Origin of the sequence: Cupriavidus sp. YAF13, from assembly GCF_052113425.1 — a bacterium.
In the GTDB taxonomy this organism is placed as follows: domain Bacteria; phylum Pseudomonadota; class Gammaproteobacteria; order Burkholderiales; family Burkholderiaceae; genus Cupriavidus.
The window spans coordinates 1-22,362 of the sequence record NZ_JBFRDD010000041.1; the positions used below are offsets into that span (position 1 = coordinate 1).

Annotated in this window: 17 protein-coding genes; 9 read left to right on the top strand and 8 right to left on the bottom strand. The window is 65.9% G+C overall.

Features of this window, described 5'->3' with window-relative positions; all coding sequences use genetic code 11:
• Nucleotides 1-412: 412 nt before the first annotated feature.
• Nucleotides 413-1,618 (bottom strand): urate hydroxylase PuuD, encoded by a 1,206-nt coding sequence (locus AB4061_RS28015; protein WP_441639511.1) that lies wholly within the window; start codon nt 1,616-1,618, stop codon nt 413-415.
• A 31-nt stretch (nt 1,619-1,649) separates the two neighbouring features.
• The gene (uraH, locus tag AB4061_RS28020) at nt 1,650-2,003 is read right to left on the bottom strand and encodes a hydroxyisourate hydrolase (protein ID WP_043344662.1); all 354 of its coding nucleotides are present in this window, start codon (nt 2,001-2,003) and stop codon (nt 1,650-1,652) included.
• Between the two features lie 313 nt (nt 2,004-2,316).
• On the opposite strand from uraH, the gene AB4061_RS28025 reads away from it, so the two are divergent.
• From AB4061_RS28025 to AB4061_RS28045, 5 genes are all read left to right on the top strand, one after another.
• The gene (locus AB4061_RS28025) at nt 2,317-3,060 is read left to right on the top strand and encodes a GntR family transcriptional regulator (RefSeq protein ID WP_174423888.1); all 744 of its coding nucleotides are present in this window, start codon (nt 2,317-2,319) and stop codon (nt 3,058-3,060) included.
• A gap of 151 nt (nt 3,061-3,211) precedes the next feature.
• Nucleotides 3,212-4,618 (top strand): nucleobase:cation symporter-2 family protein, encoded by a 1,407-nt coding sequence (locus tag AB4061_RS28030; protein WP_441639512.1) that lies wholly within the window; start codon nt 3,212-3,214, stop codon nt 4,616-4,618.
• Nucleotides 4,619-4,666: 48 nt separating this feature from the next.
• A complete protein-coding gene (puuE, locus tag AB4061_RS28035) occupies nt 4,667-5,617 on the top strand; it encodes an allantoinase PuuE (protein WP_441639569.1) in 951 nt (316 codons plus the stop codon).
• A gap of 21 nt (nt 5,618-5,638) precedes the next feature.
• Nucleotides 5,639-6,157, top strand: a complete 519-nt coding sequence (gene uraD, locus AB4061_RS28040; RefSeq protein WP_441639513.1) for a 2-oxo-4-hydroxy-4-carboxy-5-ureidoimidazoline decarboxylase — start codon at nt 5,639-5,641, stop codon at nt 6,155-6,157.
• A 276-nt stretch (nt 6,158-6,433) separates the two neighbouring features.
• Nucleotides 6,434-7,519: a porin gene (locus tag AB4061_RS28045; RefSeq protein WP_441639514.1), complete on the top strand. Its 1,086-nt coding sequence runs from the start codon at nt 6,434-6,436 to the stop codon at nt 7,517-7,519.
• Nucleotides 7,520-7,611: 92 nt separating this feature from the next.
• On the opposite strand, the gene AB4061_RS28050 is transcribed toward AB4061_RS28045, so the two are convergent.
• Complete coding sequence (locus AB4061_RS28050) at nt 7,612-8,505, bottom strand: LysR family transcriptional regulator (RefSeq protein ID WP_441639515.1); 894 nt, start codon at nt 8,503-8,505, stop codon at nt 7,612-7,614.
• 176 nt (nt 8,506-8,681) lie between these two features.
• On the opposite strand from AB4061_RS28050, the gene AB4061_RS28055 reads away from it, so the two are divergent.
• Nucleotides 8,682-9,878, top strand: a complete 1,197-nt coding sequence (locus AB4061_RS28055; RefSeq protein ID WP_441639516.1) for an MFS transporter — start codon at nt 8,682-8,684, stop codon at nt 9,876-9,878.
• A gap of 18 nt (nt 9,879-9,896) precedes the next feature.
• On the opposite strand, the gene AB4061_RS28060 is transcribed toward AB4061_RS28055, so the two are convergent.
• Nucleotides 9,897-10,778, bottom strand: coding sequence for a LysR substrate-binding domain-containing protein (locus AB4061_RS28060; RefSeq protein WP_441639517.1), 882 nt, complete (start codon nt 10,776-10,778; stop codon nt 9,897-9,899).
• A 180-nt stretch (nt 10,779-10,958) separates the two neighbouring features.
• Here AB4061_RS28060 and AB4061_RS28065 point away from each other — a divergent pair, with 180 nt between their 5' ends.
• Nucleotides 10,959-12,488 carry an MFS transporter gene (locus AB4061_RS28065; RefSeq protein WP_441639518.1) on the top strand — a complete coding sequence of 510 codons (1,530 nt, stop codon included), beginning with the start codon at nt 10,959-10,961 and terminating at the stop codon, nt 12,486-12,488.
• On the opposite strand, the gene AB4061_RS28070 is transcribed toward AB4061_RS28065, so the two are convergent.
• Nucleotides 12,485-14,620, bottom strand: a complete 2,136-nt coding sequence (locus AB4061_RS28070) for a TonB-dependent receptor (RefSeq protein WP_441639519.1) — start codon at nt 14,618-14,620, stop codon at nt 12,485-12,487. The genes AB4061_RS28065 and AB4061_RS28070 overlap by 4 nt on opposite strands.
• Nucleotides 14,621-14,949: 329 nt before the next feature.
• Nucleotides 14,950-15,156, bottom strand: coding sequence for a hypothetical protein (locus tag AB4061_RS28075; RefSeq protein ID WP_441639520.1), 207 nt, complete (start codon nt 15,154-15,156; stop codon nt 14,950-14,952).
• 389 nt (nt 15,157-15,545) lie between these two features.
• Here AB4061_RS28075 and AB4061_RS28080 point away from each other — a divergent pair, with 389 nt between their 5' ends.
• Nucleotides 15,546-15,791, top strand: coding sequence for a hypothetical protein (locus AB4061_RS28080; protein ID WP_441639521.1), 246 nt, complete (start codon nt 15,546-15,548; stop codon nt 15,789-15,791).
• A 145-nt stretch (nt 15,792-15,936) separates the two neighbouring features.
• Here the strand turns inward: AB4061_RS28080 and AB4061_RS28085 are convergent, their stop codons facing one another.
• Entirely contained in the window at nt 15,937-18,258 is a 2,322-nt protein-coding gene (locus tag AB4061_RS28085; protein WP_441639522.1) for an NADP-dependent malic enzyme, read from the bottom strand.
• A 311-nt stretch (nt 18,259-18,569) separates the two neighbouring features.
• Nucleotides 18,570-19,196 (bottom strand): DUF4136 domain-containing protein, encoded by a 627-nt coding sequence (locus AB4061_RS28090; RefSeq protein ID WP_441639570.1) that lies wholly within the window; start codon nt 19,194-19,196, stop codon nt 18,570-18,572.
• Between the two features lie 351 nt (nt 19,197-19,547).
• On the opposite strand from AB4061_RS28090, the gene pepN reads away from it, so the two are divergent.
• Entirely contained in the window at nt 19,548-22,247 is a 2,700-nt protein-coding gene (gene pepN, locus AB4061_RS28095; RefSeq protein ID WP_441639523.1) for an aminopeptidase N, read from the top strand.
• Nucleotides 22,248-22,362: the final 115 nt, after the last annotated feature.

Sequence of the window (22,362 nt, forward strand, 5' to 3'; positions counted from 1 at the left end):
GCGATGCCGTTCGGTCCTGGAGGGGCCCCTTACCGCCAGGGCAGTTTTGCCCCACCCCGCAAGACTTCTTCGACGTCTCGCGCTCCATGGGAGGGCGGGGCGCGTTCATATAAGTGACCGGCAGCCCCCGCAGGGGGATGTCGTATGGCTCTTGGGTGCAAAAACCATCGCCGCCAAATGAAACAGCGACCAACCCCGCAGGGCGATGTCGTATGGCACCTTGAGTCCAAAATGCCACCGCCAACGAAATAAGCAACGCCCCCCAATTTACAAAAAAAAACGGGGCTTTCGCCCCGCTCAAACCCTCGTCGGTCCGGACCTCCGGCCATCAACAACATAGCCACCGGACCGCCGATCACCGATGCTCGGTAAATGGCCCGCCTCTCGGCCAGGCCCGTTGATCTCTATCGAATCAGTTGGTGGTCTTGGCGCCTGCCTCGAACCACTGGCCCAGCAGCGCGCGCTCGTCATCCGTGATCTGCGTGACGTTGCCAAGCGGCATGGCCTTTTGCTGCACCGCCTGCTGGTAGATCATCTGCGCATGCGCCTTGATCTCGTCGGCGGTATCGAGCTTGATGCCCTTGGCGGCGCTCGGCATCATCTTTGGCGCCGCGGCATGGCACTGGATGCAGCGCGAGTTGATGACTTCCTGCACCTTGGTGAAGCTCACCTGCGCGGGCGCTGCACCGTCCTTGCTGGCGACCACCTCACGCGGCACCGGCGCGATCATCACCGCGACCACCGCCAGCACGGCCACGCCGGCAGCGGGCCACGCGACGTTGATCTTGCCCTTGTGCTTGAGGATGAAGAACTGGCGAATCAGCACACCAGCCAGCATGATCAGCACCAGCACGGCCCAGTTGTACTTGTAGCTGTAGGTCATGCTGTAGTGGTTCGACAGCATGGCGAACAGCACCGGCAGCGTGAAGTACGTGTTATGCACGCTGCGTTGCTTGGCGTTCTTGCCATGCACCGGATCCACCGGATCGCCCGCGCGCAGCGCGGCAACCACCTTGCGCTGCCCCGGGATGATCCACACCAGCACGTTGGCGCTCATGATGGTCGCGATCATCGCGCCGGTCAGCAGGAATGCCGCGCGGCCCGAGAACACGTGGCACGCCACGAACGCGGCCAGCGCCACGTAGATCGCCACCAGGATGCCGACGGTGCGGTCGCTCTTGCCGAACACGCGGCAGATGCAGTCGTACACCACCCAGCCCACGCCAAGATACGACAACGCAAACCCGATCGCCGCGCCCGGCGACATGTCCATCACGTTCTTGTCGATCAGGAACGTGCTGGCGTTGAACAGGTACAGCACCACCAGCAGGCCGAAGCCGGTCATCCAGGTGGAATAGGACTCCCAGTAGAACCAGTGCAGGTTCTCCGGCAGCGTCTTGGGCGCGCTCAGGTATTTCTGCGGGTTGTAGAAACCGCCGCCGTGCACCGCCCACAGTTCGCCGCCCACGCCCTTCTCCTGCAGGTCGGGGTCGTCGGGACGGGTCAGGCTGTTGTCCAGCCAGACGAAATAGAACGAGGAACCGATCCACGCGATCGCCGTGATGACGTGCACCCAGCGCAGCAGCAGATTGGCCCAGTCGAGGATATAGCCTTCCATGTCTTGTCTCCTTGATTGCCCGTTGCCGCGCTTAGCTGCCGCGGTAGGTCGAGTACGACCAGGGGGAGACCAGCAGCGGCACGTGGTAATGCGCGCTGGTGTCGGCAATGCCGAAGCGCAGCGTCACCACGTCGAGGAAAGCTGGCTCGGGCAGCTTGGTGCCCTGGGTGCGGAAATAATCGCCGGCGCCGAATTCGAGTTCGTACACCCCGACCGCCATGGTGTCGCCATCCAGCAGGGGCTGGTCGCAACGGCCATCGTGGTTGGTGACGACTGTCTTCAGCGTCTCCTTACGATTGTCGACAATTTTATGCAGGGTAATCGACATACCGGCGCCGGGCGTGCCGGCTGCGGTGTCGAGTACATGTGTGGTCAAGCGTCCCATCCTGTTATTCCTTAGGGCTTTGGGTTGTGAGAGGCGCCGCTGCCTTCACTAGCACCATTTGTGGGAATGGCGCCCGCTCGGTACGTATTTCTAACGCATCCCGGCGCTGGACTGGTGCATGGCGACAATGCTTCGCACCACTCCGGATGGCAACTCAGGAATTACCCTGACTTGTCGAAAACCTAGCTCGGTTTTGTTGACAATATTGCCGTGCTAACCAAATAATTGTCAACAATTTTTGGGGCGCGCCACTCTGCTTCACCCCGCTTACATGGCGCGCTGCTCCCCTCCTCACCGATACGCTGGTGCCAAGATGTCCAAGAGTCTCAAGCTGATCGCCGGTGCCGATGACACCGCCGCCCCGACCGAAATCAAGCCCGCCCGCAAGGGTTCCGTCGAGGAGCGCATGTATCACGAGATCTATGACGCGATCATGGAGCACCGGCTGCCCCCGCGCACCAAGCTGACCGAGCACTCGCTGTGCGAAATCTATGCCACCGCGCGCCACACGGTGCGCAAGGTGCTGGCGCACCTGGCCGCCGACGGCATGGTGGACCTGGAGCCCAACCGCGGCGCCTTCATCGCCAGCCCCTCCACCGACGAGGCGCACGACATGTTCGAGCTGCGCCAGATGCTGGAGCGCGCGGTGCTGGAGAAGCTCGCCGGCATGCGCGACGTCAAGCGCGTGATCGCGCCGCTGCGCAAGATGGTGGAAGCCGAGCGCCAGGCCTTCCTCACCAATGAGCGGCCCAAGTGGATCCGCTTGTCCGCCGAGTTCCATACCGCGCTGGCCGAGCTTTCGGGCAACGCGCTGCTGGTCACCATGATGCGCAGGCTGGTGTCGCGCACCACGCTGATGATCGCCAGCGTCGAGGCGCCGGGCAATAACGCCTGCTCCTTCGACGAACACGAAGAGATCCTCGACGCACTGGAACAGGGCGATGCCGCCCTGGCCCAGAGCCGCATGGCGCACCATCTCGGCGCTTGCGCCGACCGCGTGCAGCCCGATGAACCGGGCAATTTCGATCTTCGCAGCGTGCTGGGTCACTCCACCTAGCAAGTTGTTCCCGCTGCCAACCTGCGGCCAAGGCCCGATTCCTGCTCATGAGAAACGCGTCCCCGACGATGCGACGCAGCCGGAGTCACATACCGAGAGCCACCCCGCCCGGCAGCGTTCCCATCAAATCCAAAGGAGAGGAGACACATTCATGACTAGCGCTAGCACCACGGTCACAACGGACCAAACCAACGAGCGGCTGCCTTCGGGCCGGCTGCTTGCGCTCGGCCTGCAGCACGTGCTGGTGATGTATGCCGGTACCGTCGCGGTGCCGCTGATCATCGGCGGCGCGCTCAAGCTGCCCAAGGACCAGCTCGCCTTCCTGATCAATGCCGACCTGTTCGCGGCGGGCCTGGCCACGCTGATCCAGGCTTTCGGCTTCTGGAAGTTCGGCATCCGCATGCCGGTCATGATGGGAGTGACCTTTGCCTCGGTGGCGCCGATGATCGCCATCGGCTCCGACCCCAACGTGGGCCTGCTGGGCATCTACGGCGCGGTGATTGCCGCGGGGGTGTTCGGCATCCTGGTGGCGCCGCTGATGGGACGCATGCTCGGGCTGTTCCCACCCGTCGTCACCGGCACGGTGATCACGCTGATCGGGGTATCGCTGATGCGGGTGGGCATCAACTGGGCGGCCGGCGGCCAGCCCACCACCCGTGCCGTGATCGACGGCGTGGTCAAGGATGTGCCAAACCTCGCCTATGGCGACCTGGGCAACCTGGGCATCGCGGCGCTGGTGCTGGTGGCGATCCTGTTGCTGAGCAAGTATGGCCGCGGCCTGATCTCCAACTGCGCGGTGCTGCTTGGCATCGTGATCGGCACCCTGGTGGCGATGGCGCTGGGCAAGGTCTCCTTCGAAGGCCTTAACGACGCCAGCGCGATCGCGCTGATCACGCCGCTGCATTTCGGCATCCCGACCTTCGACCTTCCCGCCATCCTGTCGATGTGCGTGGTGATGCTGATCACGCTGGTGGAATCCACCGGCATGTTCCTCGCGCTGGCCGACATCACCGGCAAGCGCCTGTCCAACGAGGACCTGACCCGCGGCCTGCGTGCGGACGGCCTTGGCACCGTGATTGGCGGCCTGTTCAACACCTTCCCTTACACCTCGTTCTCGCAGAACGTGGGCCTGGTGACGGTGACCGGCGTGCGCTCGCGCTATGTGGCGGTGGCCGGCGGCATCATCCTGATCGGCCTGGGCCTGTTCCCGAAGATGGCGCACATCGTGGCCTCGGTGCCGCAGTTCGTGCTCGGCGGCGCGGGCATCGTGATGTTCGGCATGGTGGCCGCCACCGGCATCCGCATCCTGGGCTCGTGCGATTTCAACCGCAACCGTTTCAACCTGTTCATCGTCGCCATCTCGATCGGCTTCGGCATGATCCCGACGCTGGCGCCGACTTTCTTCCAGTACCTGCCCAAGTGGACTGACCCGTTCACCCACAGCGGCATCGTGCTGGGCACCATCGTGGCAGTCGTGCTCAACGTCTTCTTCAACGGCATCCAGTCGCGTGAAGAAGCCATGCGCAACGCCGCGGCCAACTCGCACGGCACGGAATAAGTCCAGCCGGCGGCGGCCGGCACAGTTTCCTGAAGAACCATGACCCTGATGACAAGCCACAACTATCCACGCGATCTGATCGGTTACGGCAGCCAGCCGCCGCACGCCCGCTGGCCGGGCGGCGCGCGCATTGCGCTGCAGTTCGTCCTCAACTACGAAGAGGGCGGCGAAAACAACGTGCTGCACGGCGATGCCGGCTCCGAACAGTTCCTCTCCGAGATCATCGGCGCGGCGGCTTACCCCGACCGCCACATGAGCATGGAGGGCGTGTACGAGTACGGCTCGCGCGCCGGCGTCTGGCGCATCCTGCGCGAGTTCGAGCAGCGCGGGCTGCCGCTGACGATCTTTGGCGTGTCAATGGCATTGCAGCGCCATCCGGACCTGACCCGCGCGTTCGTCGAGCTCGGCCACGAGATCGCTTGCCACGGCTGGCGCTGGATCCACTACCAGGGCATGGACGAAGCCACCGAGCGCGAGCACATGCGCATCGGCATGCAGATCATCAAGGAGCTGACCGGATCGCTGCCACTGGGCTGGTACACCGGCCGCGACAGCCCCAACACGCGCCGCCTGGTGGTGGAGCACGGCGGGCTGCTGTACGACTCGGACTACTACGGCGACGACCTGCCCTTCTGGACCGAGGTGGAGGTCAGCAACGGCGAGACCAAGCCGCACCTGGTGGTGCCCTATACGCTCGACTCCAACGACATGCGCTTTGCCACGCCGCAAGGCTTCAACACCGGCGAGCAGTTCTTCCAGTACCTCAAGGACGCCTTCGACGTGCTCTACGCCGAGGGCGATCCGCAGGGGCTGGACCGCCCCAAGATGCTGTCGGTCGGCATGCACTGCCGCTTGCTGGGCCGCCCGGGCCGCATGCGCGGGCTGCAGCGCTTTCTCGACTACGTGCAGGGCCACGACAAGGTCTGGATCTGCCGGCGCGTGGACATCGCGCGCCACTGGGCCGAAACCCATCCCCACTCCGCACAGAACCACGCATAAGCCGAATCCATAAGCCGAACCATGAGCCAGACCTACACCCTCGACCAACTCAACGCCCTGCCAGCCGCCGACTTCATCCAGGCGCTCGGCGGCATCTATGAACACTCCGCGTGGGTGGCGCAAGCCGCCGCCACGCAGCGCCCCTTCGCCCATGCTGCCGCGCTGGCCGACGCCATGCGCGCCATCGTGGACGGCGCGGGCGATGCCGCCCAGATCAAGCTGGTGCGCGCCCACCCGGAGCTGGCAGGCAAGGCCGCCGTGCGCGGCGAGCTGACCGCCGAATCCACCCGCGAGCAAAGCGGCGCTGGCCTGGACCAGTGCTCCGCGGCGGAGTTCGAGCAACTGCAGTCGCTCAACCGCCAGTACAACGAGAAATTCGGCTTCCCCTTCATCCTGGCGGTGCGCGGCTACGACCGCGCCGGCATCATCGGCGAGTTCGCAAGGCGCGTGAACAACGAACCAGCCGCAGAGTTGCAAACTTGCATCAACCAGATCCACCGCATTGCGCAATTCCGCCTGAACGACTTAGTATCCGGCTGAGCCAAAAAAGCAGCTGTTTCGTCGGCCCCGCGTTATCACTGGTTTGCCACTGATTCGCCACTGACTTACCACTGACTTACCCATGCTGCTGTCACGGGCAGGCGCCGGACCGAGCCCAGGTCCGGCGCCTGCCCGGCACCAAGAAAAGCACCAGAGCCAATAAAGCTAGTAAAGCTAGTAAAGCAAATAAAGCTAATAAAGCTAATAAAGCTAATAGAACCCGTCAGGGACCCAGTACACAAAGAACGCAACGGATCAACCACGGAGAAACCCACAATGCATAAGCAGATCAAGCCGGCCCTCAAGCTGGCAGCGATGGCGGCAGCCCTTTTCAGCGGCGCGGCCATGGCGCAATCGAGCGTCACGCTGTACGGCCAGGCCGACATGTTCGTCGGCGGCGTCAAGAACGTCGGCGCAGCCAACCGCGCCTATGTCGCCAACTCGGGCGGCATGCAAACCTCGTACTGGGGCATCAAGGGCACCGAAGACCTCGGCGGCGGCACCAAGGCCATCTTCGACCTGAACGGCTTCTTCCGCACCGACAGTGGCTCCTCGGGCCGCTTCAACGGCGACTCGATGTTCAGCCGCAATGCATTCGTGGGCCTGCAGAACGACAAGCTGGGCACCATCAAGCTGGGCCGCAACACCACGCCCTTCTTCGTGTCGACCATCCTGTTCAACCCGCTGGTTGACTCCTACGTGTTCTCGCCGATGGTGTTCCACACCTATTTCGGCGCCGCCACGGCCCGTGTGAACGACCCGGGCATCATCGGCGATTCGGGCTGGAACAACTCGCTGCTGTACTCCACGCCGAACTTCGGCGGCCTGACCGCCAACGTGATCTACTCGTTTGGCGAGAAGGCTGGCGCCACCGGCCAGAACAAGTGGGGCGGCAACCTGCTGTACTTCAACGGCCCGTTCGCTGCCACGCTGGCCTTCCAGCAAGTCAAGTTCGACAGCACGCCGGGTGACGTGACCGCGTCGACCAGCCCGCTGCTGGTTGGCTTCAGCAAGCAAAATGCGGTGCAGGGCGGCGTGAGCTACGACTTCAAGATCGTCAAGCTGTTCGCGCAAGGCCAGTACATCAAGTCGGACATCAACAACAACGTCAACGGCGACATCAAGCACACCAACGGCCAGGTCGGCGTTTCGGTGCCGGTCGGCAATGGCAATATCCTGGCGTCCTACGCCTACGACAAGACCAAGAACTCGGTCGCGAACTTCAAGCGCAACACGGTGGCAGTCGCCTACGACTACAACCTGTCCAAGCGCACCGACGTCTACGCCGCTTACTTCTACGACAAGATCACCGACCTGTCGCACGGCGACACCTTCGGTGTGGGCCTGCGCCACAAGTTCTGACGCTTTCCCCTGGTCAACGGGAACGGACATCCGCCCTCCCGCCCAACCCGCCTTTGTGGCGGGTTTTTTTACGCCCCGCCCGCGCGTCGTGCTCAGGCGGCAAGCAGATTGCCGGCGATGAAGTCCACGAAGGCCCTGAGCTTGGGTGACAGCTGGCGGCTGGATGGCCACAGCACCCGCAGCATCGTGCGGTCCTGGTTGTAGTCGTCCAGCACGCTGACAAGCGTGCCTTCGTCCAGCTGGCGCCGGATGGAAATATCCGGCACGCAGGCGATGCCCAGGCCCTGCTCGGCAAAGCACACCTGCGGCTCCAGCGTGTTGGTCACCATGCTGGCCTGCCGCTCGGCACCGATCCCGACCGGCTGGCCATCGCGGTACAGCGGCCACGGCTGCAGCTTGCCGGTGGTGGGGTAGCGATACAGCAGGCGGTCATGGCGGGCGAGATCCTCGGGCTCCCGCGGCAGCCCCGCTCGCCGGAAATAATCCGGCGAGCCGACCATCACCAGCCGGAACGAGCCGATGGTGCGCGACATCAAGCGGGAATCGTTGGGCTCTCCCGTGCGGATCACCGCATCGAAGCCCTCCTCGATCACCTCCACCAGCCGGTCCGAGCAATCGATCTCCAGTTCGACCTCGGGATAAAGCCGCTTGAACTCGGCGAGCCGGTTCATGAACGCGGTGCCGATCGACGGCAGGCTGATCCTCAGCTTGCCGCGCGGCGCGCTCTGCGTCTGCGAGAGCTCCATCTCCGCCGCCTCGACCTCGCCAAGGATGCGCCGGCAGCGCTCGAGAAACAGCGCGCCCTCCGGGGTCAGGCTGACGTTGCGGGTGGAGCGATGGAACAACCGCACGCCAAGGCGCGCCTCCAGCCGCACGATTGCCTTGCTGACCGCCGAGGACGAGATGCCCAGCTGCTGGCCCGCCACGGTGAAGCTGCGGGCTTCCCCGGCCCTGACGAACACGCCAAGCGAACCCAGGCTATCCATTGCCGGCCTCTCCATGATGGCTTCGATGATTCCGATGGCTGACAGGCCTGATTACTGACAGGCCCTGATTGCTGACCGATCTGTCAGATATGTTTGGAACTATAGCCCATTGTTCATTAGTCCCGCGCAGACAATACTCGCCCCATTCTGTTGCCCAGGAAATGGGAAGGATCGACATGCTGACAATGAACAACACCGCGGCCGCAGGCACGGACCGCCTGCCGCTGCCGGCCCTGCTTGCGCTTGCCATGGCGGGATGCCTGACGCTGCTCACGGAGACCATCCCCGCCGGCATGCTCTCCCGCATCAGCGAAGGGCTGGGCGTATCCGAGGCGCTCGCGGGCCAGTTCGTCAGCCTCTACGCCATCGGCTCGCTGGTGGCGGCCATCCCGCTCACGGCGGCCACGCAAGGCTGGCGCCGCCGGCCGTTGCTGCTGGCAGCCCTGGCCGGACTGCTGGTCTTCAATACGCTTGCCGCGCTGGCGCCGGGCTTCGTGGTGGCTCTGGTGGCACGCTTCCTGGCAGGCATGGCCGGCGGCCTGGTCTGGGGCATGCTAGCGGGCTATGCGCGGCGCATGGTGCCGGATCACCTCAAAGGCCGCGCACTGGCCGTGGCCGGCGTCGGCGCGCCGCTGGCGCTGTGCCTGGGCATGCCGTTCGGCACGCTGCTGGGCAACACGCTGGGCTGGCGCGCCGCGTTTGGCGCGATGTCGGTCCTGGCGCTGGCCGTGATGGCGTGGGTCGCGCTGGGAGCGCCGGATTACCCTGGCCAGGCGGCGGGCAAGCACATGCCGGTGCGCCGGATATTCGCGACCCCTGGCGTGCGGCCAGTCCTGGCTGTGCTGGCCTTGTGGGTGATGGCCCACAACATTCTCTACACCTATGTCGTGCCCTTTCTCGTGCCCGCCGGCCTGGCCGGGCAGGTGGATATCGTGCTGCTGGTGTTCGGCGTGGCGTCGCTGGGGGGCGTGTGGATCAGCGGCCTGCTGATCGACCGCATGCTGCGCGTGCTGGTGCTGGCAAGCCTTGCGCTGTTCGCCATGGCCTCGCTGGCGCTCGCCATCGGCGGCAGCCATCCGGTCGTGGTCTATCTGGCCGTCGTGACCTGGGGCCTGACCTTCGGCGGCGCCCCCGCCTTGCTGCAGACCGCATCGGCCGAGGCGGCAGGGCCCGGCGCGGATGTCGCGCAATCGATGCTCGTCACCACCTGGAACCTCGCCATCGCAGCCGGCGGCATCGTCGGCGGCGTCCTGCTCGATACCCACGGCGTCGGCGCGTTCCCGTGGGCGCTGCTTGCGTTGCTGGTTGTGGGGCTGCTGATTGCGTGGGCCTCGCGCCGGCATGGGTTCCCGGCGCGGCCCGACATCGCCTAGCGCGCGGCGCTGCGGGCGCTAGGGCGTCTTGAGCCGCCGGCCGGGCTTGGGCGGCGGCGCCTGCAGGCTCACCAGCAACTGCCCGAACTCGCGGGCGGCCGGCGTCTTCTCGCCATCGCTCCAGATCAGCGCAAAATCCGCTGCCGGCAACGCCGGCAAGCCACACTGGCCATCGACCACCTTCATCCCCGGCTTCAGGTCGCCGCGGATCTGCACCGAGACGCCGAGCCCTGCCAGCACCGCCGTGCGGATGCCCTCCTGGCTTGGCGACGTAAACGCCACGTGCCACGGTATGGAGGTGCCCTCCAGTGCCGCCACGCCCACCTGCCGGTTGACGCACGGCGAGGGCGACAGCGCGAGCGGCAACGACGCACCCGGTGCGATCTCGAAGGCCTGCGCGGCGGCCCACACGAACTGCGTGTGCTGCAGCACCGTGCCGCCCTCCCCGCCGGGCGCCGACAATACCACCGCAAGATCCAGTTCGCCGGCCTTGATCATCGCGCGCAAGTCCAGGTAAGTGCCCACGCTCACGTCGAGACGCACCGCCGGGAATGCACGGGAGAACCGCGACAGCAGTTGCGGCAGCCGCTCGCCCAGGAAGGTTTCCGGCACGCCGAAGCGCACCACGCCGCAAACGGGAGACGGCTGGAACCGGCGCGAAAGCGCATCGAGCGAGGCCAGGATCTGCTCCGCGTGCTGGAGAAAATCGTTGCCGTCCTCGGTCAGGGTCAAGGTGCGTGTCGTGCGGTACAGCAGCGGCCGGCCCACCTGCTCTTCGAGCCGCCGGATCTGATGGCTGACCGCGGACTGCGTCAGGTGCAGCCGCTGCGCCGCGCGCGTGAAGCCGCCGGTTTCCTTGACGGCGACAAAGGCCCGCAACAGTGTCGGATCGAAATCCATGGCTCCGTATTGATGATGAGTGCTAATGAATCGGAAGAAATTAGATCATTTCTATCATAGCGAGGACTCGCCCACAATGTGCGCCAAGATTGGCGTCGAGTACGACGCCATCCGTTCCCCGCAACCGGATTCGCCTGGAAAGCACCATCGATGCGCCTCACTCATTCCCGTAAGAACCAAATGGCACTGGCCGCCGTCTGCCTGGCCGCGCTGATGTTCGGCCTGGAGATCTCCAGTGTACCGGTCATACTCCCCACCCTTGAGCGCGTCCTGCACGGCGGCTTCGGGGACATGCAATGGATCATGAATGCCTACACCATCGCCTGCACCACGGTGCTGATGGCGGCCGGCACGCTGGCGGACCGCTTTGGCCGCAAGCGCATGTTCATCCTCGGCATTGCCTTGTTCGGCGTCGCCTCCCTGATCTGCGGCCTGGCGCAAAGCGCCGCGGTGCTGATTGCCAGCCGGTTCCTCCAGGGCATGGCCGGCGGCGCAATGCTGATCTGCCTGGTGGCGATCCTGTCGCATCAATTCCAGGAGGGCAAGGAACGCAGCAAAGCCTTTGGCGCCTGGGGCATCGTGTTCGGGATCGGCCTGGGTTTCGGGCCCATCGTGGGCGGCATGATCGTTGCCGTATCCAGCTGGCAATGGGTGTTCCTGGTTCACGTCCTGCTGGCCATCCTGACCCTGGCGCTGGTATTCGCGGGCGTGGAGGAGTCGCGCGATCCGCAGGCGGGCAAGCTCGATATCGCGGGCATCGTCACGCTGTCGCTGGCCGTTTTCGGCCTGGCATACCTGATCACGCAGGGCCCGGAGGCCGGCGTCTCCCGCGCCGCCGCGATCGGCATGACGGCCGCGACGGCGGCCAGCTTTGTGGCCTTCCTGCTTGCGGAAAAGCTCAACCCGCATCCGATGTTCGATGTTTCGGTGTTCCGCAGCCGTGACTTCTCGGGCGCGCTGCTTGGGTCCATGGGCATGAACTTCAGTTTCTGGCCGTTCATGATTTACCTGCCGCTTTATTTCCACGGCGGCCTGGGCTACGGCAGCGTGGCCGCCGGTTTGTCCTTGCTGGCTTACACGCTGCCCACGCTGTTGTTTCCGCCGCTGGGGGAGCGGCTTGTGCTGCGCTACCGGGCCGGCATGGTCATTCCCCTGGGCTTGTTCACGATCGGGCTGGGCTTCATGCTGATGAAGCTGGGCAGCAGCCTGGCGCAGGCAAGCTGGCTGACCCTGCTGCCGGGTTCGCTGCTGGCCGGCATCGGCCTGGGCATCACCAACACGCCGGTGACCAACACCACCACTGGCTCGGTCCCCAGCAGCCGCGCGGGCATGGCGTCCGGCATCGACATGAGCGCGCGGATGATCTCGCTGGCGGTCAATATCGCGTTGATGGGATTCATCCTGGTGGCAGGGATCTCTGCGTATCTGAAGCGTGCCTTTCCAGGGGCGCTCGATTCGTTGCAGTTGCGCGCGCTGGCGCAGCGCATTGCCGCGGGCAACCTGGATGCGCCCGGTGCCGCCTTCGCGCAACTGCCCGCCCTGGACCCGTCCGGCACCGCGCTGCATGCGGCGCTGGTCCATGGCTTTGGCTGGGTGATGCTGTACGGCGGGATTGGCGCCTGGGTCCTCGCCCTGCTCAGCCTGATGGTGTTCGCCCCTAGCAAACGAGGGCGTCAGGCGGTTGCCGATCCCGCGGGCCGCTGCGCTTAGAAGTCCACCGTCATCGCCACCTTGAAGGTACGCGGCGCGCCCTGCGTCAGGTAGCCGCCGTAGGTGGATGCCCAGTACGCCTTGTTGGCTACGTTCTCCACCAAAGCCCGCACCGTGTAGCGCTGTTGCGCGGCCTTGAAACGGTAGCGCGCGCCGAGGTCAAAGCGGTTCCAGGAAGGGATGCTGACCTGGTTGGCCACATCCAGGTACTGGCGGCCGGTCTGCAGGTAGCGGCCCGAGACCGTGGCGCCCGCGAGGAATGGCAGGTCCCATTCCGCGCCGACGTTCAGCGTGTAGTTGGGCACGCCCACAGCCAGGTTGCCGTCGTTGGCCGGCGTGCCGGTGCTGGTCAGCTTGGCGTCGATATAGGCGATGCCGGCCAAGAGGCGCACGCCGCGCAGCGGCTCGCCGAAACCGCTCAGTTCCACGCCGCGGTTGCGCTGCTCGCCTGCAATGGAGAACACGCCGCCCTGGGTGATGCCCACCGGTTGCTTGATCTGGTAGACCGCCAGCGTGGCGCCAAATTTGCCACCGTCCCACTTGACGCCAAGCTCATCCTGCCTGGACTTGATCGGCGCGAAAACCTCCGTGCGGTTAATGGCAGAGGTGGGCGGCGTAGGTCCTTGCGCCAGGCCTTCGATGTGGTTGTAGTACAGCGAGACGCTCTGGATCGGCTTGACCACCAGGCCAAACGCCGGCGACGTCGCGGACTGGTTGTAGTCCGCGGTCTGCACGCCGGTGTAGCTGTAGCCGCGCACGCTGATGTTCTGCTGGCGCACGCCGGCCGTGAGCAAGACACGGTCCTGCAGGAAGGACAGCGTGTCCGAGACCGCGAAGCTGCTCAGGTTGGTCCGGCCCGTCACGCCGGGATCATTCATGTTGCCGCCCGCGAGCGCGGTGGGCGGCCGCGCCACGTCGACGGCGTCGTAGATATTGCTGGGGAAGCTGCCGGAGAACTGGTAGGCAGCGCGCTTCCTGGCCTGCATGCCGGACCAGGCCAGGTTGACCCGGTGCTTGACCGGACCGGTCTCGAACGCGCCGCGCACGCCGATTTCTTCCGACGTGGTATCGGCCTTGTAGGGCACGGTCAGGCGCGTGGCCGCGCCGAAACCGGAGCCGCTCACGGTGGGCGAGGAGTAGTTGCCGAACTCGTTGCTGTGGTGCGCGCCCAGTCCCACATAGGCTGTCCAGCGCGGCGCGATATCGACCTCGCCGCGCAGCGTGCCGTAAGTGTCCTCCAGCATGGAGTTGCTCCATGGCTGCGCATAATTGGCGCTGGGCGACGGCACGGCGGGCACCGTGGTGTCGCTCAGGTAGACCACCGAACGCCCCTGGTTGATGGTCTGCTTCTGGTAGCCGAAGTCGGCCGACAGCCTGACCTTGTCGCCCTGGTAATCCAGCCCGGTGGTCAACAGGCGCTGCTGCCGGTTCTCCTTGTCGATCGCGGTGTCGCCACCGCGCGCCATGGCATTCACGCGCACGCCAAAGCGGTTCTGGTCGCCGAAACGCCGGCCGATGTCGACGTGCCCGCCTGCCTGCGCGTCGCTGGTGTAGTCCAGCGTGGCCTGGGTGACCGGCTGGTCCTTGGCGAACTTGGGCTGCAGGTTGATGCCGCCGCCAATGCCGGTGCCGCCCGGCGATACGCCGTTGATAAAGGCGCTTGCGCCACGGAACACTTCCACCCGGTCCAGCCCCTCTACCGCGACCAGCTGGCGCGGCGCGATGCCGTACAGGCCGTTGTAGCCGATATCGTCGCCCGTGAGCTGGAAGCCTCGCACCACGAAGGTCTCGGAGAAATTGCCGAAGCCCAGGCTGCTGCGGATGCCCGGATCGTTGGCCAGCACATCGGCAATGCTGCGCGCCTGCTGATTCTGGATCAGCTCGGCGGTGTAGGCGGTGATGCTGAACGGGACGTCCATCATGTCCTGGTTGCCCAGGATGCCGACCCGGCCGCCGCGTGCCACCTGGCCACCGGCGTAAGCGGGCGGCGACTGGTCGGGCGCGGCATCGGCGCGCACGGTGACGGCCGGCAGGCTCCCTGCGGCAGCGGCCTCCTGCGCGAGCGCGAACGACGGCAGGCCGCCTGCAACGGCGAGCGCCGCCACGATGGGCCGCAGGCTAGCGGCAGGCATGGAAAAGTAGCGCCCGGGGCGCGCTTGGCGCAGGCGGCGTGATGCGGATGGCAAGGTAAAGCTCCCGATGTTCTCTACGCCACGAAGGGCATGTGGCTGACCCAGAAACAAGCCTCCCGGCCCTGGCGGCGAACGTGGCGGATGTGGCGCGCGAGTGGCCTGGGATGTCGGGCTGGATTATTTCAGAACAAATACTGGCATGTAAATCGTAATGATAGTTATTATTATTCGCATGTAAGCGCTTTCGTCATTTAGCCCACATGCTGCATGGCGGTGTGGCTCAGCCGCCTCCCCGGGTTGGCACGCCGGCGATGGCCCAGGCCGACGATTCACGCCGTGCCGGGCAAGGAATCGCGCAGGCCTTGCGCCCCGCGAACTCGCTGGCCCCGGCGGGCCGGGTCGACTTCCCAGCCGCGCGCTTCGAGCGCCTTGAGCGTCTTGCGAAAGGCGATCTGCAAGCGGTCCGAGCGCACCGACACCTCCTCCTGCCAGTCGTCGGGCGTGTGCTGGGGGCAAACCCAGGACAGGCTCGGCACGCACATCCGTTGAATGGCCCAGCACGTACCAGAGATTCCTTCAGCATCGGGATTGTCTTGAGATGGCCGCGAGGGATGGCCAGGGTCGCCAGGGTCGCGAGATTGCCCTGGCGCCGAAGGGATCCCTCGCCGCCAGACCAGTGGCGCGTTGCACGCCTCGCGCGCTGCCGGGCGGCGCGCGCCGCACCATGGCGGTTCGACCGGATTGGGCGCCGCTGGTTTCGCCGGTACCGCGACGCGGCATGGATTTGCTGCGGTGCGATAGAGACAAACTACCGGAATTCGGGATCGAAAGTCGCTGCTTAATAGGGCGATTCAATTGGCGGGCCTGCGCCCGCGTGCCTAAATTTAGGTTCCAGGCAACAAGACGGCAACGGACGAGGTGACTCATGCGGCGTGATGCAAAGACCCGGTCGGAGTTGATGGCCATCCTGAACCAGTTCCTCAACAACAATCCAGAGTGCGGCGAGTGCGAACTGCACGCCATGCGAGTTCACCAGCCCGACCACACCGGTTGCAACTGGAGCGCGGAAGTCGATTTCCCGCGCGAAGAGGACGACCATTTGCCAACCCGGCTGGCAGCAGCCAAGTCCATCATCGTCGTGATGCGCGAGCAGTACAACCTGCTGCAATAGCGGCAACGGGAAACGGCAACGGGATCGACGCAGGACAGGTTTTCCGGGCCGGCGGAACTGCTTCACAAGCCGGTCAAAAAAACGGGGCTCCAGAGGAGCCCCGTTCTCATTGGGCGGCGGCCGGCTTGCCGGCCGTGCCGCCGGATCAGCGCACCGCGTTGGCTTCCGCCACCGCTACCGCCGTCATGTTGACGATGCGACGGGTGGTGGCTTGCGGGTTGAGGATGTGCACCGGCTTGGCCGCGCCCAACAGGATCGGGCCAATGGTGACGCCTTGCCCGCCCGTGATCTTGAGCAGGTTGAAAGCGATATTGGCCGCATCCAGCGTCGGCATGACCAGCAGGTTGGCGCTGCCGGCCAGCTTGGTGCCCGGCAGGAAGTGACGGCGCACGTCCTCGACCAGGGCGGCGTCACCCTGCATCTCGCCTTCCACTTCCAGGTGCGGCGCCTCGCGGGCCAGGATCTCCTGGGCCGCGCGCATCTTCCTGGCCGACGGGCGGTCCGACGAGCCGAACATCGAGTGCGACATCAGCGCCACCTTCGGGTGCTGGCCAAAACGCGCGATTTCCTCGGCGGCCAGCTGCGTGATGGCGGCCAGTTCCTCCGCGGTGGGATCGTCGTTGACGAAGGTGTCGGTGATGAACAGCGTGTACTTCTCGAGCATCAGCGCGTTCATCGCGGCGAACACCTTGGCGCCCGGCGCCAGGCCAATCACGTCGCGCACGTGCTCCAGGTGGGCTTCGAAGCGGCCCACGGTGCCGCACAGCAGCGCGTCGGCATCGCCCATATGCATCAGCATGGTGCCGATCAGCGTATTGGAGCGGCGCAGCGCCACCTTGGCCATGTCCGGCGTGACGCCGTCGCGGCCGCGCAGCGCGTGGTAGGCCTCGTGGTAGGCACGGTAGCGCGGGTCGTCTTCCGGGTTGATCAGCTCGAAGTCCGTGCCGGCCTTCAGGCGCAGGCCAGCCTTGTCGATGCGCATCTGGATCACGTGCGGGCGGCCGATCAGGATCGGACGGGCCAGGCCTTCGTCCACTACGGTCTGCACCGCGCGCAGCACGCGCTCTTCTTCGCCCTCGGCATAGACCACGCGCTTGGGCGCGGCCTTGGCGGCCGAGAACACCGGCTTCATGATCAGGCCGGTGTGGTAGACATACTGGGTGAGCTGCTGGCGGTAGGCTTCCAGGTCCTTGATCGGACGGGTGGCCACGCCGGACTCCTCGGCGGCCTTGGCCACCGCCGGCGCGATCTTCTCGATCAGGCGCTGGTCGAACGGCGTCGGGATGATGTAGTCGGGGCCGAACTTCAGTTCCTGGCCACCATAGGCGGCGGCAACGGCGTCGTTCAGCTCGGCTTCGGCCAGGTCGGCGATGGCCTTGACGCAGGCCAGCTTCATGGCTTCCGTGATCTTGGTGGCGCCGCAATCCAGCGCGCCACGGAAGATGTACGGGAAGCACAGCACGTTGTTGACCTGGTTCGGGTAGTCCGAGCGGCCGGTGGCGATGATGCAGTCCGGGCGCGCGGCCTTGGCCACTTCCGGGCGGATTTCCGGCTCCGGGTTGGCCAGCGCCAGGATGATGGGCTTGTCGGCCATGGTCTTGACCATGTCGGCGGTCAGCACGCCAGCGGTCGAGCAGCCCAGGAACACGTCAGCGCCGTTGACGATGTCGGCCAGCGTGCGGTTGGACGTTTCCTGCGCGTAGCGCGCCTTGTTGGGTTCCATGTTGGCGTCGCGGCCCACATAGATCACGCCCTTGGAGTCCACCACCGAGATGTTCGAGCGGGTCACGCCCAGGCTCACCATGGTGTCCAGGCAGGCGATGGCCGCGGCGCCAGCGCCGGAGACCGCCAGCTTGACCTTGGCGATATCCTTGCCGACCACCTTCAGGCCGTTGAGCAGCGCCGCGCCCGAGATGATGGCGGTGCCGTGCTGGTCATCGTGGAAGACGGGGATGTTCATGCGCTCGCGCAGCTTCTTCTCGATGTAGAAGCACTCGGGCGCCTTGATGTCTTCGAGGTTCACACCGCCGATCGTCGGCTCCAGCGCGGCCACGATCTCGACGATCTTGTCCGGGTCGTGCGCATCGAGCTCGATGTCGAACACGTCGATGCCGGCGAACTTCTTGAACAGGCAACCCTTGCCCTCCATCACCGGCTTGCCGGCCAGAGGACCGATGTCGCCCATGCCGAGCACGGCGGTACCGTTGGTGATCACTGCCACCAGGTTGCCACGCGAGGTGTACTCGGCGGCCATCGCGGGATCCTTGGCGATCTCCTCGCAGGCGTAGGCCACGCCCGGGGAGTAGGCCAGGGACAAGTCGCGCTGGTTGGACAGCGCCTTGGTCGCGTTTACCTGGATCTTGCCCTTGGTCGGGCTGCGGTGGTATTCCAGCGCGGCCAGGCGCAATTGCGCTTCAGGACTGTTGGGGGCATGTTGCGGTGCATCACCGCCGGTCTTGCTGGTCATTATGCTCGTCCAGGAAGTGGCCCTGCCAGTGCCCGCCGAGGCCGCGCCGGTCGTATCCGGCGTGGCTTGCCGGAATCTTCCATTGCAGCTTTCAAAGACGGGCTCCGGCGGCTCGGGCCGAAAAATCGAGCCGTCATTCTAGCTCACCCAAGCCCGGCGCGAAGCCCCTCCCACTGGGGCATTCAGGGATTTAAGGCTTTTCGCCGGGCAATTCAGTTTTTACCGCCGCACAGGCAATGCCTTGCTTGTTGCTTGTTGCTTGTTGCTTGTTGCTTGTTGCTTGTTGCTTGTTGCTTGCTGCTTGCTGCCTGCTACTTGTCATTCGGGTCCAGCGGCAATGTCACCCGCTGTGGCCGGCCACTCTCCCCCGGAAACTGCACGAAGGCGCTGCGGATCAGGTAGGGCATCGCCGCCTGCAGGGACGAACCCTCTGCGCGGTGGTTCGCCGTGACCTGGTAGACCCGGCGGCCGCTGGCGGCATCCTTGAAGAATACGCGCAGCGTGGACTGGGTGACCGGCACATCGCGCACCGTGGTCACCGGCGGCCAGTAACCCGGGCCACCCCAGCCGTACGGGCCCCAGGGGCGGTAATAAGGCCCCCAGTAAGGGCCGGGATAAAAGCCGGGGCCCCACGGGTCGGCGTAGTTGGTCTCCTGGATCCGCATCAGCCGCGAGTTGCTGTCGTACTCCATGCTGACCAGGTAATGCGCCTGCGGCCGGGCCACCTGCTCGAAGCCGATTCCGGAGAGCGCCTGCGCCAGCCACTGCTCATAGGTCTGGTCCTCGAGCTGCGCCTCCTGGCCGCTGGTGCGATCGAAGGCATAGGTGCGCGGCGGATCGTTCTGCCAGTTGCCTTGGCGGAAGGCCGTCACCTCCGTGGTGACAGTGCTGGCGCAGCCAGACAGCAGCGCCACGCCGAGCAGCGCCGCGCTCGCCATCAGGCGGCCGCCACGCCCGCCTTCGCCGGCTATCCGGCGCCAATCCTTACCAAGCTTCGCCAGCTTCCCGAGCGTCGCCAGCCATCGTTTCGGCATCATGCCCCTCATCGATTCGTTGTCCACGTTGTCCATTGTGTGACTCAGACCGGGCCGGGCCGGCGGAATTCCGCCCCAATCCGCCACCCGCGCCGCCATCCGCGCCGCGCGCCCGCGCCGGGGCGCCCGCGCTTGGCTACAATGGGTTCTTCAGTGCCGTGGCACGCGGCCCGGCAGCGGCTACCGCCCTGCCCGCCCGCCGTGACCATGGCGACCATGCCGCCCCAAGTGGCCCTCAGAGGACAGGATCCCTTCATGCTGCGCACCGACACGCCCGTTACCGTCCATCGCAAAGACTATACTCCGCCGGCCTTCGCTTTTGAGCACGTCGACCTCACCCTCGAGCTCGACCCGGCGCGCACGGTGGTCACCAACATCCTGCGCTTCACGCGCCAGGCACCTGGCCCGCTGGTGCTGGCCGGCGAGGCACTGGAGCTGGTCGGGGTCCGCCTCGACGGCAAGCCGCTGGAAGGCGCGCAGCAGGCGCCCGACAGCCTGACGCTGCCCGAGCTGCCCGCGCAAGGCACGCTGGAAATCGTCACCGCCTGCCAGCCGGCCGCCAACACGTCGCTGTCCGGCCTCTACGTTTCCAACGGCAACTTCTTTACCCAGTGCGAAGCCGAGGGCTTTCGCAAGATTACCTATTACCTGGACCGCCCCGACGTGATGTCGACCTTCCGGGTCACCTTGCGCGCACAGCGCGCGGCCTACCCGGTGCTGCTGTCCAACGGCAACCTGATCAGCGAGCGCGAGCTGCCCGACGGCCGCTTTGAGGCCGTCTGGGAAGACCCGTTCAAGAAGCCCGCCTACCTGTTCGCACTGGTGGCCGGCAAGCTGGAATGCATCGAGGAGCGGATCCGGTCCGCCTCCGGCAAGGAGAAATTGCTGCAGGTCTGGGTGGAACCGCAGGACCTGCCCAAGACGCGCCATGCCATGGATTCGCTGATCCACTCGATCCGCTGGGACGAGCAGCGCTTTGGTCTGGAGCTGGACCTCGAGCGCTTCATGATCGTCGCCGTGGGCGACTTCAACATGGGCGCGATGGAGAACAAGGGCCTCAACATCTTCAACACCAAGTACGTGCTGGCCAACGCGGAGACCGCCACCGATGCCGATTTCGGCAATATCGAATCCGTGGTCGGGCATGAGTACTTCCACAACTGGACCGGCAACCGCGTGACCTGCCGCGACTGGTTCCAGCTCTCGCTCAAGGAAGGCCTGACGGTGTTCCGCGACCAGGAGTTCTCGGCCGACATGATGGGCTCCGAATCCGGGCGCGCGGTCAAGCGCATCGAGGACGTGCGCATGCTGCGCCAGGTGCAGTTCCCCGAGGATGCCGGCCCCATGGCGCATCCGGTGCGCCCCGACAGCTACGAGGAAATCAACAACTTCTACACCGTGACGGTGTACGAGAAAGGCGCCGAGGTCGTGCGCATGTACCAGACCCTGCTAGGCCGCGACGGTTTCCGCAAGGGCATGGACCTGTACTTCCAGCGCCACGACGGCCAGGCTGTGACCTGCGACGACTTCCGCGCCGCCATGGCCGATGCCAATGGCCGCGACCTGACGCAGTTCGGCCGCTGGTACAGCCAGGCCGGCACGCCGGTGGTCGCGGTGCGCACCGCGTGGGATGCGGCCGCCGGCACCCTGGCGCTGACGCTGTCGCAAACGTGCCCCAAGGTCGGCATCGAGACGCGCCCCGGCACGCCGGACAAGCTGCCCTTCCACATTCCCTTCGCCCTGGGCCTGATCGACGCCAGCGGCGCCGACCTCGCGCTGCAGCTCGAGGGGGAAAGCCAGCCCGGCGCCACCACGCGCGTGCTGGATTTCACCGAGGCCGAGCAGACCTTCCGCTTCATCAACCTGCCTCGCGGCGCCGAGCCGCCGCTGGCGTCGCTGCTGCGCGACTTCTCCGCGCCGGTCATCATCGACGCCGAGTACAGCGAGGCGCAGCTGACCTTCCTGCTCGCGCACGACAGCGATCCGTTCAACCGCTGGGAGGCCGGCCAGCGCCTGACCACGCGCGCGCTGCTGCAACTGGTGGCCCAGAGCCAGGCCGGCCGCGAGCTCGAGCTCGACCCGGCGCTGGTGGCCGCGCTGCGCACCGTGCTCAACGACCAGCAGCTCAGCCCCGCCTTTCGCGAGCAGGCCCTGACGCTGCCGGCCGAGGCTTACCTCGCCGAGCGCATGGGCGTGGCCGATCCGGCCGCCATCCACCGCGCTCGCCAGTTCATGCGCGAAGCGCTGGCGCGCGCGCTCAAGACCGACTGGCTGGCCGCGTTCGAGGCCAATGCCACGCCGGGCGCCTACAGCCCCGATGCGGTGTCCGCCGGCAAGCGCGCGCTGCGCAACCTGGCACTGGGCTACCTGGCCGACAGCGGCGACGCCGCCATGCAGGCGCTGGCCGAAGCGCAGTACCAGGCCGCCGACAACATGACGGACCGCTTCGCCGCGCTCAGCGCCATGGTTAACACCTTTGCCCCTGGCCGCGAGGCCGCGCTGGCCGATTTCTACCAGCGCTTCGAGCAAGACCCGCTGGTGATCGACAAATGGTTCTCGCTGCAAGGCACGCAGCGCGGCACCGTGGGGCCGCAAAGCGCCGGCCACAAAGGCAAGCACACCATCGACACGGTGCGCGCGCTGATGCAGCATCCCGCCTTCAACCTGCGCAACCCCAACCGCGCGCGCTCGCTGATCTTCAGCTTCTGCGCGGCCAACCCGGCCCAGTTCCATGCCGAGGATGGCTCGGGCTACGCCTTCTGGGCCGAGCAGGTGCTGGCGCTGGACGCCATCAACCCGCAAGTGGCGTCCCGCCTGGCGCGGGTGATGGACCGCTGGCAGAAGTACGCGCTGCCGCTGCGCGACCGCATGCGCGCCGCGCTGGAACAGGTGGCGGCGGCCAGCGACCTGTCCCGCGATGTGCGCGAGATCGTGAGCAAGGCGCTGGCGCCGTAAGGCAGCGCCGGGCTGGCCGGGGCGCGGCCGGCAGCACCGCGCCCCGCCCCCGCCGACAGTACCCCACGGGCCGGTGGCATTGGCCTGGCGGGCTGGCGCCCATGTAGAATTGCGG